The organism is Streptomyces sp. ALI-76-A (assembly GCF_030287445.1).
Classification (GTDB): domain Bacteria; phylum Actinomycetota; class Actinomycetes; order Streptomycetales; family Streptomycetaceae; genus Streptomyces.
In genome coordinates this window covers 2,835,362-2,853,222 of sequence record NZ_JASVWB010000002.1, presented here as the reverse complement: position 1 = coordinate 2,853,222, position 17,861 = coordinate 2,835,362, and the positions used below count along the sequence as shown (strand labels likewise).

Genomic DNA, 17,861 nt, shown 5'->3' with positions numbered 1-17,861 from the left:
GGTGACCGAGCCCGGCCGCCGTCACCCGTTCGCCGTACCCGGCATGCGTACGCCCCACCCCCCGGCCTTCACTGCGATCAGGAGGTGACGACACCGGGGCACCCGAGGAGGCGCGATGCGAAGGCAGCCCAGATGACCAGCACCCCGGCCGTCCCCGCCCGCCCGGCCCACCGCACCGATCCGGCCGCCCGCGCCGCCGGCGGCAAGGCGGCCCGCAAGCGCGTCCCCCGCTCCGCGCACGCCGCCCGGGTCCCCGCCGTCGACCGGCCCGACCCCGTCGGCGTCCTGGAGCGGCAGGACCGCGACCGGCTGCCGGAGCTGCTGCCGGTCCGGTACGGCCGCATGGCCGCCTCGCCCTCGGCGTTCCTGCGCGGCGCGGCCGCCGTGATGGCCGCGGACCTCGCCGCCCAGCCGCACACCGGCCTCACGGTGCAGCTGTGCGGTGATGCCCACCTGCTCAACTTCGGTCTCCACGCCTCCCCGGAACGCGGCCTGCTGTTCGACCTCGACGACTTCGACGAGACCTTCCCGGGCCCGTTCGAGTGGGATGTCAAGCGCCTCGCCGCCAGCGTCGCCGTCACCGCCCGCGAGAACGGCCACAGCGAGGCCGAGGTCCGCCACGCCGCCCTGGAGGCCGCCGCCGGCTACCGCCGTGCCGTCCGCCGTCTCGCCGGGCGCGGTGAACTCGACGTCTGGTACGAGCGCATCGACGCCGACGGCCTGCGGTCGCTGGTCCGTTCCGATCGGCGCCGCCGGGCCGGGTCCAGCCTGACCCGGGCCCGCCGCCGCACCGGCCTCCAACCCCTCGGCAGGCTCACCGAGGTCGTCGACGGACGCCGGCGCCTGGTCCACGACCCGCCGCTCCTCGAACCCGCCGGCGCCGCCGACACGGCCACCGTGCGCAAGATCTTCAGCGACTACCGGTCCACCCTCGCCGACGAGCGCCGGCAGCTCCTGGACCGCTACCGCTTCGTCGACGCGGCCCGCGAGGTGGTCGGCGTGGGCGGCGTCGGCACCCGCAGCTTCCTCGTGCTGCTCGCCGGCCGGGACCCGGACGACCCCCTCTTCCTGCGGATCAGGGAGGCGCGCAGGTCCGTACTGGAGGAGCATCTGCCGAGCGGGCCGTACGTCCATCACGGGCACCGCGTCGTCGCCGGGCAGCGGCTGCTCCAGGCCACCGGTGACGTCTTCCTGGGGTGGGCGAGCGGCCCGCAGGGGCGCCCCTTCTACTGGCGGCACCTGCGCGACACGCAGGCCGCAGCGGACGTCGCCGGCATGGGCCCCGCCGACCTCGCGGCCTACGCGCGCCTCTGCGGCACCGCCCTGGCCCGCGCCCACGCCCGCTCCGGCGACCGGATCGCCATCGCCGGCTACCTGGGCGGCGCCGGCACCTTCGAGCACGCCGTCGCCGACTTCGCCCTCGGCTACGCCGACCAGACCGCCCACGACCACACGACCTTCTGCGCGGCCGTCGCGGCCGGGGTGGTGAGGGCCGACCCGGGATGCTGAGACCGGCTCGCCGGTCTCCCCGCGTCCCCCGGCCCGGAAAGGCAGAGCAGGAAAAAGAGGATGCACGGTCAGTTACGGCGTCCTTACGCTGGACACATGGTGCGGAGCTGTACCCCAGCGCTTGCCGCAGGACAGGCATCACCCTGCGGACTCGGGGCTACTCTGCTACGCATCCGGCGGCCGGGCGTTCACCCCCAGCGCCCAGCCGGGACAGTCGGCACCGCTCATCACCCACGCCCACGGAGGCCCGTCATGGGCACCATCGTCATATCCGGGACCGTCGTCCTGGTCGTTCTGGGATTCGGAGACCACGTCTGGTGGCTCGCCGCCGTCGCCGTCCTCTTCCTGTACCTGCGGTACGGACAGGGCGCGTCCTCGACGTCCTCCTCGGGAGGCCGGACAGGGGCGCCCGGCGCCTCCCAGGGCGCCCCGGGCTCCGTGCCCGGCAGCTACCGCGCCTACCGCGCCCGCCGTGACCGGCAGGCCAGGTGGGAGCGCCGCTACCGTCGCGAGCGCCCCTTCGAGTCCCGTCGGCAGGCACGCGAGAAGACCAAGTGAGCGGAGCGGGTCCGGACAACGCGCGGCGCGCCGCCGCGGCGCTCCTGCCACGGCTCCAGTGCCGCGGCAGGCAACGTTCGCCCCGTCGCGACCCCCGGCACGCCCTCTCGCCGCACCGGCCGAAAGCCCAAGTACATCCAGTACGAGGGCTTCCGGCCAGCACGCCGAGAGCACGCACCGGACGCCGCTCCTTGACGGACAAACGTTGCCTGCCGCGGCACTAGTACGGCGCCCGGAAGTTCGCGTACCCCAGCAGCAGGATGACCGCCGCCACGCAACCGAGCACGACGGCCGTCGACCGCCACGACGACCGGCGCGGCCCCGCGTGGTCGGGATCGGCGCGGAACGGCTGCGGCGCGGGAGGGTTGTCCTTCCAGCGGGCGGCGAGCATCCGGGCCCGTGCGGAGGGCTCCTTGTGCTCCGCGTCGTCGGCCCACCTGAGATCGAACTCCCGCTCCGCGTCGTCCTGTCCGGACATCGCCGCAACCCCCGTCATCCCTCTCGAACAGTCGTGCCATCAACGATACGACGACGCCCCCGTCCCGGGAAACCAGGAGCGGGGGCGCCGAACGGCTCACGCGGGGAGGACGCGTGGTCCGGTCACACGTCGAAGTAGAGCTCGAACTCGTGCGGGTGCGGACGCAGCTGCAACGGCGCGATCTCGTTGGTGCGCTTGTAGTCGATCCACGTCTCGATCAGGTCGGACGTGAAGACGTCGCCCGCGAGCAGGAACTCGTGGTCGGCCTCCAGGCGGTCGAGGACGGCCGGGAGCGAGGTCGGGACCTGCGCGACGCCCGCGTGCTCCTCGGGAGCCAGCTCGTACAGGTCCTTGTCGATCGGCTCGGCGGGCTCGATCTTGTTCTTGATGCCGTCCAGGCCCGCGAGCAGCAGCGCGGAGAACGCCAGGTACGGGTTGCCGGAGGAGTCGGGCGCCCGGAACTCGACGCGCTTGGCCTTCGGGTTCGAGCCGGTGATCGGGATACGCATGGCCGCGGAGCGGTTGCGCTGCGAGTACACCAGGTTGACCGGCGCCTCGAAGCCCGGGACCAGACGGTGGTACGAGTTCACCGTCGGGTTGGTGAAGGCCAGCAGCGACGGGGCGTGCTTGAGGATGCCGCCGATGTAGAAGCGGGCCATGTCCGACAGACCCGCGTAACCGGCCTCGTCGTAGAACAGCGGGTCGCCGTTGGCCCACAGCGACTGGTGGACGTGCATGCCCGAGCCGTTGTCACCGAAGATCGGCTTCGGCATGAAGGTCGCGGTCTTGCCGTTGCGCCAGGCCACGTTCTTCACGATGTACTTGAAGAGCTGGAGGTCGTCGGCGGCGGAGAGCAGCGTGTTGAACTTGTAGTTGATCTCGGCCTGGCCGGCGGTGCCCACCTCGTGGTGCTGGCGCTCGACCTGGAGGCCGGCCTTGGCCAGCTCCAGCGAGATCTCGGCGCGCAGGTCGGCGAAGTGGTCGACCGGCGGGACCGGGAAGTAGCCGCCCTTGTAACGGACCTTGTAGCCACGGTTGTCCTCGAGGGCGCCGGTGTTCCAGGCGCCCGCCTCGGAGTCGATGTGGTAGAAGGACTCGTTCGCGGTGGTGGCGAAGCGGACGCTGTCGAAGACGTAGAACTCGGCCTCGGGACCGAAGTACGCGGTGTCCGCGATTCCGGTGGAGGCGAGGTAGGCCTCGGCCTTCTTGGCCACGTTCCGCGGGTCACGGCTGTACTGCTCGCCGGTGATCGGGTCGTGGATGAAGAAGTTGATGTTCAGCGTCTTGTCGCGGCGGAAGGCGTCGACCCGAGCGGTCGACAGGTCCGCGCGCAGCGCCATGTCCGACTCGTGGATGGCCTGGAAGCCACGGATCGAGGATCCGTCGAAGGCCAGCTCCTCGTCCGGGTCGAACGCCTCAACGGGCACCGTGAAGTGCTGCATGACGCCCGGCAGGTCGCAGAAGCGGACGTCGATGAACTTGACGCCCTCGTCCGCGATGAACTTCTTGGCCTCGTCGGCGTTCTGGAACATCCAGCTCCTCCTACTCCCGACCGTTCCGTGCCGGGGTGGTAGTTCGTTCGTGCGGCCAGTGCGGTGGCACACGCTGACCTCGACCCTAGGTACGGGTGATTTCTCAGGCGTGACCCATTTGTTTCGCCCAAGTTAACCGGACACGGTCCACTCCACCCCACCTGTCCGTATCGCGAAACGGGCGCAGTACGGTGGACGCGTGGACAAGAGGGAAGCAATCGGTTCGTGGCTCTCGGGCCCCCGCGCGGCCGCGGAGGACGCCGGTGTCGATTTCGGATACCGGGGCGAGCAGCTCGGCCTGCCGGAAGAGGGGCCCGGGTCGATCGCCCGGCCGGGGCGACGCCTCGGGGCGCTGGCGGTGGACTGGGCGATGAGCGTCCTGATTGCATCCCAGTTGATCACGCAGAGCTATGGCCAGACGACCTCCAACTGGGCGCTCCTGGTCTTCTTCGTGATGAGCGTCCTGACGGTCGGCACCATCGGCGTCACTCCGGGCAAGCGCCTCTTCAGCGTGCGGGTGGTCGCCGTGGAGACCGGCCGCGTCAATCCCTGGCGGGCCCTGCTGCGCACCGCCCTGCTGTGCCTCGCCCTCCCGGCGCTGATCTGGGACCGCGACGGCCGGGGTCTGCACGACCGGCTGGCCCGCACGGTGGAAGTCCGCATCTAGCGAAACCCGCCGCTCGGACGCATACGTTGCGACGTCTGTGCCGCGAACGAACACGGCGTCGTCCACGTCGAAGAGGGCGCCCGGAGTGATCCGGGCGCCCTCTTCGACGTAGAAGGAGAACAGCGGGTGGGTCAGCGGGCCTTCGGTCCGCCCTTCGGGAGCTTCATGCCCTTGGGCATCGGCCCCTTCGGCAGCGGCATGTTGCTCATCAGGTCGCCCAGCGCCCGCAGCCGGTCGTTGGTCGCGGTGACCTGCGGGCCGGTGAGCACCCGCGGAAGCTTCAGCATCGTGGTGCGCAGCTTCTTCAGCGGAACCTGGCCCTCGCCGGTGCCGACGATGAGGTCGTGCACCGGCACGTCGGCCACGATGCGGTTCATCTTCTTCTTCTCGGCGGCCAGCAGGCTCTTCACCCGGTTCGGGTTGCCCTCGGCGACCAGGACGATGCCGGCCTTGCCGACCGCCCGGTGCACCACGTCCTGGCTGCGGTTCATCGCGACCGCGGGGGTGGTCGTCCAGCCCCGGCCCACGTTGTCCAGTACGGCCGCCGCGGCGCCCGGTTGTCCCTCCATCTGCCCGAAGGCCGCCCGCTCGGCCCGGCGCCCGAACACGATCGCCGACGCGAGGAAGGCGAGCAGGAGGCCCAGGATGCCGAGGTATACGGGGTGACCGATCAAGAAACCGATCGCGAGGAAGACACCAAGGGTGACGATTCCGACAGCCGCGAGTACAAGACCGATCTTCTTGTCGGCCTTGCGGGTCATCTTGTAGGTCAGAGCGATCTGCTTGAGTCGCCCGGGATTCGCAGCGTCCGCTGCCGTGTCCTTCCTCGCCATGCCCCGAAGTCTACGTGCCCCCGGGAGCGCGGACGACGGCAGTGCCCGTCCGGAAGGGGAGGGGGCGCGTCAGGAGGGGATGGTGAAGGTCTGCTCCAGGACGCGCTGCGCCTCGATCCTGTCCTTGGCGCGGCGGCGGTCCTCCAGTACGGACGTCCAGGCGTTGCGGCGGGCGGTGCGCTGGCCGTTGCTCAGGAGCAGGGATTCGACGGCGCGGAGTGCGTCGGTGAACGAAGGAATCGCGGTGGCGCGAACAGGCGCGGCCTGCATGATGGAGGTCCCCCCTCGATACCGCTCTGGGTATGGGTGCACGTGGTGTGAGTCCAGGGTCACTGATTGGTGTTACCAGGGCATGACCTGCCGGTCAAACACCCATGAAGCCTTGATGTGGCGGCCCCACGCACGGACGCGGCCCTGGTGGCCGCCCTCATCTGCGAGGACGGTCAGGACCGCGTCGTATCGGCCTTTACTGGCGGGTAGTTACTTGTGCGCGAATTCACACGCTTGGGTCCGCCCGCTGTGGGCAAGGCGGGTGACGGCGTGTCAGACGGCCTGGGGGGCGACGAAGTCGCCGCCGCGCTGCGGAGCGGCCGACTCGCGCGACTCCACGGCCATCCGGTACAGCCGTCCGGCGCGGTACGAGGACCGCACCAGCGGGCCGGACATCACGCCCGAGAAGCCGATCTTCTCGGCCTCGTCCTTCAGCTCCACGAACTCCTGCGGCTTGACCCAGCGCTCCACGGGGTGGTGGCGCACGCTCGGGCGCAGGTACTGCGTGATGGTGACCAGCTCGCAGCCGGCCTCGTGCAGCTGCCGGAGCGCCTCGCTGATCTCCTCACGGGTCTCTCCCATGCCGAGGATCAGGTTCGACTTGGTGACCAGGCCGTAGTCGCGGGCCTCGGTGATGACCTTGAGCGAGCGCTCGTAGCGGAAGCCGGGGCGGATGCGCTTGAAGATACGGGGGACCGTCTCGACGTTGTGCGCGAAGACCTCGGGGCGCGAGGCGAAGACCTCTTCGAGCAGCTCCGGCACGGCGTTGAAGTCCGGGGCGAGCAGTTCGACCTTGGTGCGGCCCTCCGCGCGCCCGGCGGTCTGCTCGTGGATCTGGCGGACCGTCTCGGCGTACAGCCAGGCGCCGCCGTCCGGGAGGTCGTCGCGGGCCACGCCGGTGATGGTGGCGTAGTTCAGGTCCATGGTGACCACGGACTCACCCACGCGGCGCGGCTCGTCGCGGTCGAGGGCCTCGGGCCTGCCGGTGTCGATCTGGCAGAAGTCGCAGCGCCGGGTGCACTGGTCGCCGCCGATGAGGAAGGTCGCCTCGCGGTCCTCCCAGCACTCGTAGATGTTGGGACAGCCGGCTTCCTGGCAGACGGTGTGCAGGCCCTCGCTCTTCACGAGGTTCTGCATCTTGGTGTACTCGGGACCCATTTTCGCCCGGGTCTTGATCCACTCGGGCTTGCGCTCGATGGGGGTCTGGCTGTTGCGGACCTCCAGGCGCAGCATCTTGCGTCCGTCGGGTGCGACTGCGGACACATCGGCTCCCTGTAGCTTCGATTCTTCGGCGTACACCAGGGTACGCCCGTACGTTTTCGCTCCCCGGAGTGGGCAACCTCCACATTCCCGAAGGCATTCCCGCAGGGGGTGTCGCCTCCTGGATCAGCCCGTCCGGCGTTCGAGGACGAGGCCCCTTCAGGCGAGGCCCCTTCAGGGCTGAAGCGGGGGGTCTGGGACGGCAGCCCCCAGAACGGGACGGGTAGGGGCGGCGGGAGCGAAGAACCCCTGTGGGCCTACGCCGGCGCCCGTTCGACCTCGCGGGGCTTCAGGTCCGCGTTGCGCAGGACGTCCGCCAGGTGGCGCTCCACCACCGGCAGCACCTCCGCGATCGTCACCTCGCGCCCCAGCTCGCCGGCCAGGGACGCCACCCCCGCGTCCCGGATCCCGCACGGGATGATCCGGTCGAACCACCGGTTGTCCGGGTTCACGTTCAGCGCGAAGCCGTGCATCGTCACGCCCTTGGCCACCCGGATGCCGATCGCGGCGATCTTGCGGTCCTCGCGGCGCTGCCCGGCGTTGGAGGGCGCGTACTCGGGCCCGTTCAGACGCGGGTCGAACTCCTCGTCCTGGAGGCGGGGGTCGAAGTCGAGGGAGAGTCCGCCCGGTGCCGGGCGCCGCTCGACCGGGTCGCCGAGGATCCACACCCCGCTGCGCCCCTCCACCCGGCTGGTCTCCAGGCCGAACTCCGCGCAGGTGCGGATCAGGGCCTCCTCCAGCCGCCGTACGTGTGCGACGACGTCCACCGGACGCGGGAGCTTCTGGATCGGGTAGCCCACCAGCTGGCCCGGGCCGTGCCAGGTGATCTTGCCGCCGCGGTCGACGTCGATGACCGGGGTCCCGTCGAGCGGACGTTCGCCGTCCGTCGTGCGCCGGCCGGCCGTGTAGACCGGGGGGTGCTCCAGGAGCAGCACGGTGTCGGGGATCTCGTCGGCGAACCGCGCCGCGTGGACCCGGCGCTGCTCGTCCCACGCCTCCTGGTACTCGACGGCGTCCGCACCGAATCCCATCCGGACGAACCGCAACTCACTCACGGCAAGCGCCTCCCTAGAAGCCCTGGCGGGTCGTAAGGCACGAAGCGTGCCTACGCCACTGTACGACCGGGCGTCGCGCGTCAGCCCTGTGGCCAATCCTCACACGATCGGATGAATGAACGTCGAAGCATGCGATCACCTGCTCACTCTCCGCTACATTCGCGCCGTTCGCAGAGGCCATAAGGGCTGCTCACAGGCAATCCGGGCACCACGCGACCCCGACGAGGCACAGCACGCCCCGCGCCGCCCGGCAGCACCGCCGCCGCCCCGGCCGGAGGCCGCACGCGCGTCTCGGGGCCCGTGCCGGCCCGGCAGGCAGGAGACCGCACCGCAGATGACGGAACGACCCGCGCAGCGCACTCCCAACCGACAGCTCGCCGCGCTCATCGCAGAAGCGGGGTTCTCCAACGCGGGTCTCGCCCGTCGAGTGGACCAGCTCGGTCTCGAACACGGGCTGGACCTCAGATACGACAAGACATCCGTGACCCGGTGGCTGCGCGGACAGCAGCCCCGCGGCACCACCCCCGCCCTGATCGCCGAGGTCTTCACCCGGCGCCTCGGCCGCAGGCTCACCGCCCAGGACCTCGGGCTCGACGCCTGCGCGCCGGTCTACGCGGGCCTGGAGTTCGCCGCCGGCCCCGAGGAGGCCGTCGACATCGTCAGCGGACTGTGGCGCAAGGACTCCGGCAGTCACGCGGAACTCCGCAAGATCGCGTTCACCCCGGCGGGGCTGGTGGTGCCGAGCCGGGACTGGCTGATCGGCCGCCCCGACGACCGGGTGGCGCGCGGTGAACCGCCTTCCACCACTGTCGGCTTCGCACGAGCGGGAGGAACCTCCACGGTGCCCGCGCAGGGCCGCCCGGTGGTGCCCCGCCAGCGCGGCCAGTCCGAGCGCGCCCCCGGCCAGAAGGTCACCGGCGGCGACATCTCCGCCCTCCGCTCGGTCGGCGAGCTGTTCCGCTCCCTCGACGACATGTACGGCGGCGGCCACGCCCGCCAGGCCCTCGTGCGCTACCTGGAGCACGAGTGCGAGCCGATGCTGCGCGGCACCTACGGCGAGCAGACCGGCCGCCGCCTGTTCGCCGCCGCCGCCGACCTGACGAGACTGGCGGGCTGGACGTCGTACGACATCGCCGCGCACGGTCTCGCCCAGCGTTACTTCGTGCAGGCGCTCCGGCTCTCGCAGGCCGCCGGGGACCGGGCCTACGGCTCCTACGTCCTGGTCACGATGAGCCGGCAGGCCGTGTACCTCGGGCACGGGCGGGAGGCCGTGCAGCTGGCGCGGGTGGCCCAGCAGGGCGTCGGGACCAGCGCCCCGCCGGTCGTGCAGGCGCTGCTGCACGCGGTCGAGGCACGCGGGCACGGGGTGCTGGGGGAGGTGCGCGCCTGCACGGCGTCCCTCGTCCGGGCCGAGCGCGCGCTGGAGGCCGCCCGGCCCGGCGACGAGGTCCCGCACTGGGCGCGGTTCTTCGACGAGGCACAGCTCGCCGACGAGTTCGGGCACTGCCACCGGGACCTCCAGCAGTTCCGCGCGGCCGCCCAGCACGCGGAACGCTCCCTGCAACTGCGCGCGCCCGCCTACGCCCGCAGTCGGCTCCTCTGCCGGGTCGTCCTCGCCTCCGCCCACCTCGGCCTCGGCGAACTCGACCAGGCCTGCGCGCTCGGCGCCGAGGCGGCCGGCGCGGCGGCCGAGATGCGGTCGGTGCGGGCGGTCGAGTACGTACGGGACTTCGAGCGGAGGCTGGAGCCGTACAAGGACGCGGCCCCGGTGCGGGGGTACCGCGACAAGGTCGCGGCGCTGGGCTGAGGGGAACCGCCCCGACTCCGACGGGGGCGGGGTCCGCGCGACGGCGTCACGGCCGGTCGCGCGGTCTCCCGCGCCCCGGGCGTCTCAGGCGGCCCGCGCCGTGGGTATCGGCTCCGCCCGGTGCATCGACCCGCTCGTCCCCAGGTCCGCCAGGATCGCCGCCGACGCCCGGTGGGCCGAGTGCAGCGCGCCCTGGACGGTACTGGTGTCCCGGTGGTCGCCGCACACGTACAGGCCCGCCAGCAGCCGTACCGGACGGCGGAGGTCGTGCGGCGGCCGCATGGCGGGCACCGCCTCGGCGGTGTGGTGGACGGCGAGGGTCTCCCAGCGTCGCGTCGAGGTGCCGTACAGGCGTGCCAGATGCATGCGGACGGCGGTGTCGAGGCCGGCCGGGGGCGGGCCGAGGACCGTCGAGGAGACCAGGGTGCGGCCCGCGGGCGCGCGGGACGGGTCGACGCGGCTGACCACCGCGGTGTGCGCGACCGGGCCGCCGCGGTCCGCGTCCAGCAGCAGTGACGCGCCCGTGGCCGGCGGCTCGTCCGTCGTGTGGTGCACCACCGTCACCGGGTGGAAGTCCGGCACCCGCAGGCCGGGCAGCAGGTCGGCGGCGGCCCGCGCGTCGGTCGCGAGGAGCACGGCCCGGCAGCGGAACTCGCCGTGCTCGGCGGTGATCACCGAGGTCGTGGAGACCGAGGTGACCCGGACGCCGGTGCGCACGGTGCCCGGCGGCAGCGTCCGCGCGAGCAGCTCCGGCAGCGCCTCGGCCCCGCCCTCCGGCACACACAGCCGCCCGCGGGCGAAGGCGCGCAGCGCGAGGTCCGCGCACCGGCTGGACGTGGCCAGCTCCGGGTCGCACAGCAGCGCGGCGAGCAGCGGGCGCAGGAAGCCGTCGATCGTGCGGGCGGGCAGTCCGCGGGCGGCGAGCGCCTGCCCGGCGGGCAGTTCCAGCCGGGCCAGGAGGCGCTCGACGGGCGCGTGGGCGATACGGGAGAGCGCGGCCCCGAGCCGGGCCTGGTCGACGGCGGTACCGAGCGGCGCGGTCCCCCGGGGCGCGCCGCGACCGGTCCCGGACCCGGCGGCCGGCCAGGGGGCGCCCCGGCTCCTGGAACCCATGCCCGGCCCCCGTGGAACACCCCGGCTCCCCGGCCCGGCGGCCGGCTCCCGATCACCCCAGTCCCTCGACGCGGCGGCCGGCCGGGAAACCCCCCGGCCCCTCGGCACGGGTGACCGGGGAGCGGCCGCCAGGGCGCGCACGGCGTGGAGTGCGCCCCGTGCGCCCCCCGCGCCGGCGGGCGGGCCCGCCCAGTGATGGCGTCCGTCGCAGTGCAGCAGGACGCCCGGCGCGAAGGGGCGCAGCACCAGGCCGTCCAGCCCGGGCGTCCGCCGCAGTTCGGGATACGCCGTGGACAGCAGCTGCCCGACGCGGTCGAGCCGGAAGCCGTCGACCTTCTCGGTCGACATCCGGCCGCCCGCACCCGGGGCGGCCTCCAGTACCGCGGTCGTCACTCCTGCGCTGGTCAGCCGCTGTGCCGCCGAGAGCCCGGCAATGCCGGCTCCCACGATCACGACGTCCGCCTGGTACGCGGGCTCAAGCACGTGCCCCTCCTCGAGGTTGCGCGGCCGGTGGAGACGTCGTGCCCCCGACTGGCTCCAGGGATACCCGAGTTCGGGTCGAGGGTAGGGCCGTCACCGGCCGGGGGCAGTCGCGCATCGACAGGGCACGGTCGCACGACGGTCGCATACGACCGCACCCGTCACAGAGCCGCCCGGATCGCCCCGTCGATCTCCGGGAACGCGAACGTGAACCCCGACTCCAGCAGCCGCATCGGCAACACCCGCTGACTGCCCAGCACGTCCCCGGCCATCTCACCGAGCGCGGCCCGCAGCACCGGCGCGGGCACCGCGAACAGCGTCGGCCGGCGCAGCACCCGCCCCATCGCCTCGGTGATCTCACGGTTCGTCACCGGCCGCGGGGCGGTGATGTTGAACGGCCCCGACAGACCGTCGGTGTCGATGAGATGCCGGATCGCGGCCACCTCGTCGTGCAGCGAGACGAACGACCAGTACTGCCGTCCGTCCCCCATCCGCCCGCCGAGTCCGGCCCGGAACAACGGGAACAGCCGTCCCCAGGCACCGCCCCCGCGGGCCACGACCAGGCCCGTGCGGGTGAACACGGTCCGTACGCCCGCCTCCCGGGCCGGGGCCGCGGCGCCCTCCCACTGCACGCACAGCTCGGGCAGGAAGCCCTCCCCGGGCGGCGCGTCCTCGTCGACGGGCCGGTCACCGGTCTCGCCGTAGATGCCCATCGCGCTGCCGCTCACGAAGACCCGCGGCGGCTCGTCCAGGGCGGCGACCGCCTCGGCGAGCGCGGTCGTGCCCCCCACCCGGCTGTCCCGGATCCGCGCCTTGTAGGCGTCCGTCCAGCGGCGACCGCCCACGTTCGCCCCGGCCAGGTTGACCACGACGTCGCACCCGGTGAGCCCGGCCGGGTCGACGTACGCGCGCTCGGGGTCCCAGCGGACCTCGTCCGGCGCCCGGGGCTCCCGGCGCACCAGGCGCACCACCTCGTGCCCGTCCGCGGTCAGGGACCGCACCAGGGCGCCGCCGATCAGACCGGAGGCACCGGCCACCGCGATACGTGAACGTCTCATGACCGCCATCCTCGCTCAGAGGCCGGGGGGGATCCCGTTGGGGCCTCGCCGGCTTCGGCCTAGGGTGACCGTCATGCCGGTACCGCACATACGCCTTGCCACCGCCGAGGACGAGGAGGCACTGGGCCGCCTCGACCGCGCCGCCTGGTCCCCGCTGCACGCCGTCCAGCCCCGCCCCCAGCCGCCGTACGAACCGTTCTTCGGCGAGCGGTTCGGGCCCCGGGACCATCTCGTCGCGGAACTCGACGGTGTGCTCGTCGGGTACATCAAGCTCGGGTTCCCGACCCCTCTCGCGTGCAACGCCCACGTCCGCCAGATCCAGGGGCTGGTGGTCGCCGAGCAGGCGCGGGGCGCCGGCGTCGGCCGTTCGCTGCTGCGGGCCGCGCGGGAACGGGCCCGCAGCCTCGGGGCGCGCCGGATCACCCTGCGGGTGCTCGGACACAACGCCCCGGCCCGGGCGCTCTACGAGTCCGAGGGCTTCGTGGTGGAGGGCGTGCTGCCCGGGGAGTTCCTGCTGGAGGGCCGGTACGTCGACGACGTGCTCATGGGACGCAGCCTCTGACCTGGTCGGCCGTGGCGGTCTCCCGGCGTCTGCGCACGACCAGGTACAGCGGGATCCCCGCCACCGCGGCCGCCGTGGCGAAGCCGACGAGCACCCAGCCCGGGCTGACCGGGTGCTCGGCCGGGGCGGCGGCGGTGAGGGCGAACAGGCAGGCCGGCATGAGGGCGGTCCGCAGGGCGGTTGTGAGGGCGGCGACAGCAGGTGACATGCGCCCACAGGTACGCCCGGCCGGGCCGCCGGACGCGGCATTGCCCCGTCCGAGGGCGGGGTGAGCGACGCCGTACGCCTCAGCGGGCCGGGGGACCCGCGTCGGTCAGGACGTGACCAGGTCGCCCGTGTCGACCGGTGCCGTCGCGTTCGCCGCCCGTTCCGCGTCGTCGGCGACCTCGTCCGCCGTCAGCACGTACCCCGTCTCGTCGTCCGAGGTGGAGCGGGCGAAGACGACGCCGTAGACCTCGCCGCCGGTGGTCAGCAGCGGGCCGCCGGAGTTGCCGGGGCGGACGGTGGAGCGGATCGAGTAGATCTCGCGGGTGACGGTCGCGTCGCTGTAGATGTTCTGCCCGGTCGCCCGCACCCGGTTGGCCACGGTGGCCGCCTGGAGGTTCAGGTCGCCGTCCTGCGGATAACCGGCGACGACCGCCGCTTCGCCGCGCGCGGCCTCGTCGTCGAACTTCAGCACCGGCGCGCTCAGGTCGGGGACGTACAGCACCGCCACGTCCTTGTTCGGGTCGAAGAGCACCACCCGCGCCTCGTACGTCCGGCCGACGCCGCCGATCCGCACGCTCGGGTCGTCGATGCCGGCCACCACGTGCGCGTTGGTCATCACGTGCTCCGGCGCGTACACGAAGCCGCTGCCCTCGCGGCCCTGGGTGCCCGCGACGCCCTCGATCTTCACGGTGCTCAGCTTGGCGGCGTTGGTGGCGCTCGCGGTGACGCTGTCGCCGGTCGGCCTGGCGACCTCGGCCGTCGACTCGTTCTCGAACGGGTTGAAGACCTGCGGGAAGCCCGCCTCGGTCAGCGCGGACGTGGCCCGCGAGAACCAGGAGGGAGTCGTCTCCGGCATGGTGTCCTGCACGGCGCCCAGCAGGGCCGAGTCCCGGATCGCGGTCGTGACCAGCGGCGACGAGGACGCGCCCAGCACGCTCGCGACCACCCACGCCACGATCAGCACCGCCACCGAGTTGGCCGCGGCCCCGCCGACCCCGTCGGCCACCCTCAGCGGCCCCCGGTCCAGCTCCCGCCGCAGCTTGAGCGCCAGCCGCCCGGCGAGTTCGTGCCCGAGCACGGCCGGGACCAGCACCGTCAGCACCGCGGTCACCGTCGCCGCCGTGGTGCCCGGCGTCGCCAGGTCCATCACCCAGGGCAGCGCCCACACGCCGACGACCGCGCCGCCCACGAAACCGGCGAGCGAGACGCAGCCGGCCACCAGCCCGCGCCGGTAGCCTGACGCCGCGTAGGCGAGGATCACCAGCAACAGCAGGATGTCGAGCAGGTCCACGGAGCCGCCTCTCTCTTGGTCCCCTCACGGGGGCGTCTCCTAGTACGCGTGGCACGGTCCCAGTGATCAGTCACCCGCGCGCGTGGCCACCGGAACCGGTCACGCGTGCGTGCACCTGGGAAAACGCCGCGGACCCGGACGATGGTTCCACCGGGTGGCACAGCACACATCGCGGACGCGTCGGAACCGGCCGACAGTGGGAAGCATGTGCGTCCTGCGAAGACCGCGGCGGGCACGGAGACGGCGTCCCGTACGGATACCGGCCACCGTGCTCGTGCTGCTCGGCTGCCTGCCGGGCCTGACCGCCGCCGGGGCGCTGGTGCTGTGCGCGAACGGCGTCGAGCACACGGTCGCGGCCCGCGCCGGCCGGCACACCGCCGCCGTCCGCCAGGCCGGTCCGCACACCGCGGCCAGGCCGCGCATCGTGCCGCGGACGGCCTGGCTGAACGCCGCCGCCCGGCGCCCCCAGCCACCGCCGCGCTACGACGACAAGGTCGTCGCCGTCTTCGTCCACCACACCGACTCGCCCAACGCCTACGACTGCGCCGAGACACCCCGCATCATCCGTTCCCTGTACACGGGCCAGACCGGCGCCCGCGACTGGGACGACATCGGCTACAACTTCCTCGTCGACCGCTGCGGCACCATCTACGAGGGCCGCGCGGGTGGCGTCGACCGGCCCGTGACCGGCGCCCACACCCAGGGCTTCAACCACCGCAGCACGGGCGTCGCCGCCCTCGGCACGTTCACCGCCGGCGTCCCCGTCCCGAAGGCGATGACCGACTCGATCGCCGCACTCGCCGCCTGGAAGCTGGGCCCGGCGGACGTCGACCCCCGCGCGCGGATCCGCCTGGTCTCCAGCAACAGCGGCAGCCGGTACGCGGCCGGCGTCGCCGCCACGCTGCCCGCCCTGGCGGGCCACGACGACGGCTACATGACCAGCTGCCCGGGCGCCGCCCTGAGCGCCCGCCTGCCGGAGATCAGGCGAGTGGCGGCCCGACTGCAGGGACGGCCATGAGGCTCACAGGAACGGCACAGCGCACTCGCAGGGTCCTGCGATCCCCGCGCCCTACGGTCGGTGTCGGTGACAGAAACCGACCCGAGGTGGGGATCATGAGCAGCAGCATCAGGGGCAGCAGGCGCGTGTGGACGGTGGTCTGCGCGGTCGCGACCGTCGTCCTGGGACCGGCCGCCGTCACGGCGTCCGCGCTCGACCAGGCCAACCGGGCACCGATGCACCACGCGGTGGAGGCGGAGCAGACACAAGCGTACGTCCCGGCGGACACGACCCGCCGCCGGGTCGTCGCCTGAGGACCGGTGCCGGGGTGCCGGAGTGCCGGATCCGGTGCCAGTGCCGGCGCCGCCCGAGTCAGCCCCTGAACCGCTCCCACAGCTTGGGACAACGCTCCGCCAGCACCCGCTCGTTCTCGAAGTCGAGGGGCGTGCCCGCCGGTTCGGACCCAGCGGGCGGGATGCCGAGGTCGGGGGCGACCACACCGGTGAGCTGCTCGTACGCCTCGTCCGCCGCGTAGCCGAGCTCCTCGCCGTCGCCGTCGAGCTCCTCGTCGAAGTCGTCCAGGAGGTCGGCGAGCGCGTCGGGGTCGTGCACGGCGCCCTCGTACACCTCGCGGCCCTGGCCGATCAGCCAGCACCGGAAGAAGTCGAAGGCGTCGTCGCTCGCCCCGTCCAGCAGGATCCAGGCCGCGCCCCACAGGTCCCAGGTGTACGCGCGGTTGTAGCGGGCCTCGAAGTGACGGGCGAAGTCGAGGACCATCTCCGGGTCCAGCTGGAGCAGCCGGTCCACCAGCAGGTCGGCCTGCTCCTCGGGGTCGCCCTCGGCGGCCTCGCGGCTGGCGTCGACCAGCTCCCAGAACTCCGTCTCGTCCATCACGGGTCCAGCATCGGCCCTGGACGGGTGGCCCGCACGTGGAGTGAGGCGGATTGTTATGTCCGCGACGACGTTATGTCCCGTACAGGGCGGCCAGCCGCATCGCGTCCGCGACGAAACGTGCCCGCAGGCTCTCCGGCGCCAGCACTTCGGCCTCCGGGCCGAGTGCCGCCAGCTGGCTGTGCGCGACCTCCTCGGACTCCACCGGGAGCGTCACCGTCACCCAACCGTCCCCGTCCGGATCGCCCGCGGCCTCCAGCGCCTCCCGGGCGGACCGGGAGCCGACGGAGTACGGCAACGCCCGCACCCCGTCCCGCGACAGCCGGACGACGACCTCGGCGCGCAGGATGGAGCGCGCGAACTGCTCGGCCCGCTCCTCCCAGAATCCCGGCAGGTCGAAGCCGTCGTCCCGGGTGAACCGCTCCTCGCCGGTGTCCACCGCCGTGAACCGGTCGATCCGGTACACCCGGTACGCGTCGCGCCCCGCGACCCGCGCGCACAGGTACCAGACCCCCGCCTTGAGCACGAGCCCGTACGGCTCCAGCTCCCGCACCACCTCGTCCTCACCGCGCCAGTACCGGGCGGTGATCCGCCGGTCGTCCCACACCGCGTCCGCGACCTCGGGCAGCAGCTCGGGTGTCTTCGGCTCCTTGAACCAGCTCGGCGCGTCCAGATGGAACCGCTGCGCCGCCGCGCGGGAGGCGTCGCGCACCGACGGGAGCAGGGCCGCGGACACCTTCAGCCGGGCCGCCGACGCCGCGTCCTCCAGCCCCATCTCCCGCAGCGCGCCCGGTACCCCCGACAGGAACAGCGCCTCCGCCTCACCGCGGGCCAGCCCGGTCAGCCGCGTCCGGTAACCGCCGATCAGCCGGTAGCCGCCGGCCCGCCCCCGGTCGGCGTACACCGGCACCCCCGCCTCCGAGAGCGCCTGCGCGTCCCGGGTGACGGTCCGCTCGGACACCTCCAGCTCCCGCGCCAGCTCGGCGGCCGTCATGGACGGCCGGGACTGGAGCAGCAGCACCATTCTGATGAGACGGGCAGCACGCATACGGCCATGATGCAGGCGCCGCGATCGCCGATGTGCGGGGGTATCCGGCCCGGATGCGGAGGACTCCGCCGGTGACCCGTCCAGGCGCGGGCCCACTGTGGCCGACCGCGCAGTTCCCCGCCCCTAAAAGCCCGGACAAGCACCCTCCAGCCACGACGAGCCCGCGGCCGAGATGCGAGGGAGGTGCCCCCAGGGGCGCGGGGAACTGTGCGCCCAGCCACGACGAGCCCGCGGCCGAGATGCGA

At 72.9% G+C, this 17,861-nt stretch carries 19 protein-coding genes; 7 read left to right on the top strand and 12 right to left on the bottom strand.

Annotated features, from left to right (window positions below; all coding sequences use genetic code 11):
* The first annotated feature begins 132 nt into the window (after nucleotides 1-132).
* Entirely contained in the window at nucleotides 133-1,509 is a 1,377-nt protein-coding gene (locus QQS16_RS13820) for a DUF2252 domain-containing protein (RefSeq protein ID WP_286061955.1), read from the top strand.
* A 252-nt stretch (nucleotides 1,510-1,761) separates the two neighbouring features.
* Nucleotides 1,762-2,067: a hypothetical protein gene (locus QQS16_RS13815; protein WP_286061954.1), complete on the top strand. Its 306-nt coding sequence runs from the start codon at nucleotides 1,762-1,764 to the stop codon at nucleotides 2,065-2,067.
* A gap of 220 nt (nucleotides 2,068-2,287) precedes the next feature.
* Here QQS16_RS13815 and QQS16_RS13810 read toward each other — a convergent pair whose 3' ends face one another.
* The gene (locus tag QQS16_RS13810; RefSeq protein WP_286061953.1) at nucleotides 2,288-2,545 is read right to left on the bottom strand and encodes an SCO2583/SCO2584 N-terminal domain-containing protein; all 258 of its coding nucleotides are present in this window, start codon (nucleotides 2,543-2,545) and stop codon (nucleotides 2,288-2,290) included.
* Between the two features lie 122 nt (nucleotides 2,546-2,667).
* Nucleotides 2,668-4,077, bottom strand: a complete 1,410-nt coding sequence (gene glnA, locus QQS16_RS13805) for a type I glutamate--ammonia ligase (RefSeq protein ID WP_286061952.1) — start codon at nucleotides 4,075-4,077, stop codon at nucleotides 2,668-2,670.
* 199 nt (nucleotides 4,078-4,276) lie between these two features.
* On the opposite strand from glnA, the gene QQS16_RS13800 reads away from it, so the two are divergent.
* Nucleotides 4,277-4,744, top strand: coding sequence for an RDD family protein (locus QQS16_RS13800; protein WP_286061951.1), 468 nt, complete (start codon nucleotides 4,277-4,279; stop codon nucleotides 4,742-4,744).
* Nucleotides 4,745-4,875: 131 nt separating this feature from the next.
* Here the strand turns inward: QQS16_RS13800 and QQS16_RS13795 are convergent, their stop codons facing one another.
* From QQS16_RS13795 to lipB, 4 genes are all read right to left on the bottom strand, one after another.
* Nucleotides 4,876-5,577 (bottom strand): DUF4191 domain-containing protein, encoded by a 702-nt coding sequence (locus QQS16_RS13795; RefSeq protein ID WP_286061950.1) that lies wholly within the window; start codon nucleotides 5,575-5,577, stop codon nucleotides 4,876-4,878.
* A 69-nt stretch (nucleotides 5,578-5,646) separates the two neighbouring features.
* A complete protein-coding gene (locus QQS16_RS13790) occupies nucleotides 5,647-5,847 on the bottom strand; it encodes an SCO2195 family GlnR-regulated protein (RefSeq protein WP_286061949.1) in 201 nt (66 codons plus the stop codon).
* Between the two features lie 273 nt (nucleotides 5,848-6,120).
* The gene (gene lipA, locus QQS16_RS13785; protein WP_286061948.1) at nucleotides 6,121-7,110 is read right to left on the bottom strand and encodes a lipoyl synthase; all 990 of its coding nucleotides are present in this window, start codon (nucleotides 7,108-7,110) and stop codon (nucleotides 6,121-6,123) included.
* Between the two features lie 254 nt (nucleotides 7,111-7,364).
* Nucleotides 7,365-8,258, bottom strand: coding sequence for a lipoyl(octanoyl) transferase LipB (gene lipB / locus QQS16_RS13780; protein WP_286061947.1), 894 nt, complete (start codon nucleotides 8,256-8,258; stop codon nucleotides 7,365-7,367).
* Nucleotides 8,259-8,496: 238 nt separating this feature from the next.
* Between lipB and QQS16_RS13775 the strand changes: the two genes are divergently transcribed.
* Nucleotides 8,497-9,969, top strand: coding sequence for an NsdA family TPR-like regulatory protein (locus QQS16_RS13775; protein WP_286061946.1), 1,473 nt, complete (start codon nucleotides 8,497-8,499; stop codon nucleotides 9,967-9,969).
* 84 nt (nucleotides 9,970-10,053) lie between these two features.
* Here QQS16_RS13775 and QQS16_RS13770 read toward each other — a convergent pair whose 3' ends face one another.
* Both QQS16_RS13770 and QQS16_RS13765 read right to left on the bottom strand, forming a co-directional pair.
* Nucleotides 10,054-11,565, bottom strand: a complete 1,512-nt coding sequence (locus tag QQS16_RS13770) for an NAD(P)/FAD-dependent oxidoreductase (RefSeq protein ID WP_286061945.1) — start codon at nucleotides 11,563-11,565, stop codon at nucleotides 10,054-10,056.
* Nucleotides 11,566-11,723: 158 nt separating this feature from the next.
* Complete coding sequence (locus QQS16_RS13765; RefSeq protein ID WP_286061944.1) at nucleotides 11,724-12,620, bottom strand: TIGR01777 family oxidoreductase; 897 nt, start codon at nucleotides 12,618-12,620, stop codon at nucleotides 11,724-11,726.
* Between the two features lie 73 nt (nucleotides 12,621-12,693).
* On the opposite strand from QQS16_RS13765, the gene QQS16_RS13760 reads away from it, so the two are divergent.
* On the top strand, nucleotides 12,694-13,182 hold the full coding sequence (locus tag QQS16_RS13760) for a GNAT family N-acetyltransferase (RefSeq protein WP_286061943.1): 489 nt from the start codon (nucleotides 12,694-12,696) through the stop codon (nucleotides 13,180-13,182).
* Here the strand turns inward: QQS16_RS13760 and QQS16_RS13755 are convergent.
* Nucleotides 13,163-13,390: a hypothetical protein gene (locus QQS16_RS13755; protein ID WP_286061942.1), complete on the bottom strand. Its 228-nt coding sequence runs from the start codon at nucleotides 13,388-13,390 to the stop codon at nucleotides 13,163-13,165. The genes QQS16_RS13760 and QQS16_RS13755 overlap by 20 nt on opposite strands.
* Before the next feature lie 105 nt (nucleotides 13,391-13,495).
* Nucleotides 13,496-14,680 carry a MarP family serine protease gene (locus tag QQS16_RS13750; protein WP_286061941.1) on the bottom strand — a complete coding sequence of 395 codons (1,185 nt, stop codon included), beginning with the start codon at nucleotides 14,678-14,680 and terminating at the stop codon, nucleotides 13,496-13,498.
* A gap of 268 nt (nucleotides 14,681-14,948) precedes the next feature.
* Between QQS16_RS13750 and QQS16_RS13745 the strand changes: the two genes are divergently transcribed.
* Nucleotides 14,949-15,698 carry a peptidoglycan recognition protein family protein gene (locus QQS16_RS13745; RefSeq protein WP_286061940.1) on the top strand — a complete coding sequence of 250 codons (750 nt, stop codon included), beginning with the start codon at nucleotides 14,949-14,951 and terminating at the stop codon, nucleotides 15,696-15,698.
* A gap of 95 nt (nucleotides 15,699-15,793) precedes the next feature.
* Nucleotides 15,794-15,991, top strand: a complete 198-nt coding sequence (locus QQS16_RS13740) for a hypothetical protein (protein WP_286061939.1) — start codon at nucleotides 15,794-15,796, stop codon at nucleotides 15,989-15,991.
* Between the two features lie 58 nt (nucleotides 15,992-16,049).
* Here the strand turns inward: QQS16_RS13740 and QQS16_RS13735 are convergent, their stop codons facing one another.
* A complete protein-coding gene (locus QQS16_RS13735) occupies nucleotides 16,050-16,568 on the bottom strand; it encodes a DUF4240 domain-containing protein (protein ID WP_286066312.1) in 519 nt (172 codons plus the stop codon).
* 73 nt (nucleotides 16,569-16,641) lie between these two features.
* Nucleotides 16,642-17,616, bottom strand: coding sequence for a helix-turn-helix transcriptional regulator (locus tag QQS16_RS13730; RefSeq protein WP_286061938.1), 975 nt, complete (start codon nucleotides 17,614-17,616; stop codon nucleotides 16,642-16,644).
* Nucleotides 17,617-17,861: the final 245 nt, after the last annotated feature.

Excerpts from the sequence above, each read along its gene's own strand:
- QQS16_RS13810 (WP_286061953.1), bottom strand. The coding sequence starts at position 2,545 with ATGTCCGGACAGGACGACGCGGAGCGGGAGTTCGATCTCAGGTGGGCC.
- QQS16_RS13795 (WP_286061950.1), bottom strand. The coding sequence starts at position 5,577 with ATGGCGAGGAAGGACACGGCAGCGGACGCTGCGAATCCCGGGCGACTC.
- QQS16_RS13815 (WP_286061954.1), top strand. The coding sequence starts at position 1,762 with ATGGGCACCATCGTCATATCCGGGACCGTCGTCCTGGTCGTTCTGGGA.
- QQS16_RS13775 (WP_286061946.1), top strand. The coding sequence starts at position 8,497 with ATGACGGAACGACCCGCGCAGCGCACTCCCAACCGACAGCTCGCCGCG.
- QQS16_RS13790 (WP_286061949.1), bottom strand. The coding sequence starts at position 5,847 with ATGCAGGCCGCGCCTGTTCGCGCCACCGCGATTCCTTCGTTCACCGAC.
- QQS16_RS13735 (WP_286066312.1), bottom strand. The coding sequence starts at position 16,568 with ATGGACGAGACGGAGTTCTGGGAGCTGGTCGACGCCAGCCGCGAGGCC.
- QQS16_RS13755 (WP_286061942.1), bottom strand. The coding sequence starts at position 13,390 with ATGTCACCTGCTGTCGCCGCCCTCACAACCGCCCTGCGGACCGCCCTC.
- QQS16_RS13740 (WP_286061939.1), top strand. The coding sequence starts at position 15,794 with ATGAGCAGCAGCATCAGGGGCAGCAGGCGCGTGTGGACGGTGGTCTGC.
- QQS16_RS13820 (WP_286061955.1), top strand. The coding sequence starts at position 133 with ATGACCAGCACCCCGGCCGTCCCCGCCCGCCCGGCCCACCGCACCGAT.
- QQS16_RS13730 (WP_286061938.1), bottom strand. The coding sequence starts at position 17,616 with ATGCGTGCTGCCCGTCTCATCAGAATGGTGCTGCTGCTCCAGTCCCGG.
- QQS16_RS13765 (WP_286061944.1), bottom strand. The coding sequence starts at position 12,620 with ATGAGACGTTCACGTATCGCGGTGGCCGGTGCCTCCGGTCTGATCGGC.
- glnA (WP_286061952.1), bottom strand. The coding sequence starts at position 4,077 with ATGTTCCAGAACGCCGACGAGGCCAAGAAGTTCATCGCGGACGAGGGC.
- QQS16_RS13760 (WP_286061943.1), top strand. The coding sequence starts at position 12,694 with ATGCCGGTACCGCACATACGCCTTGCCACCGCCGAGGACGAGGAGGCA.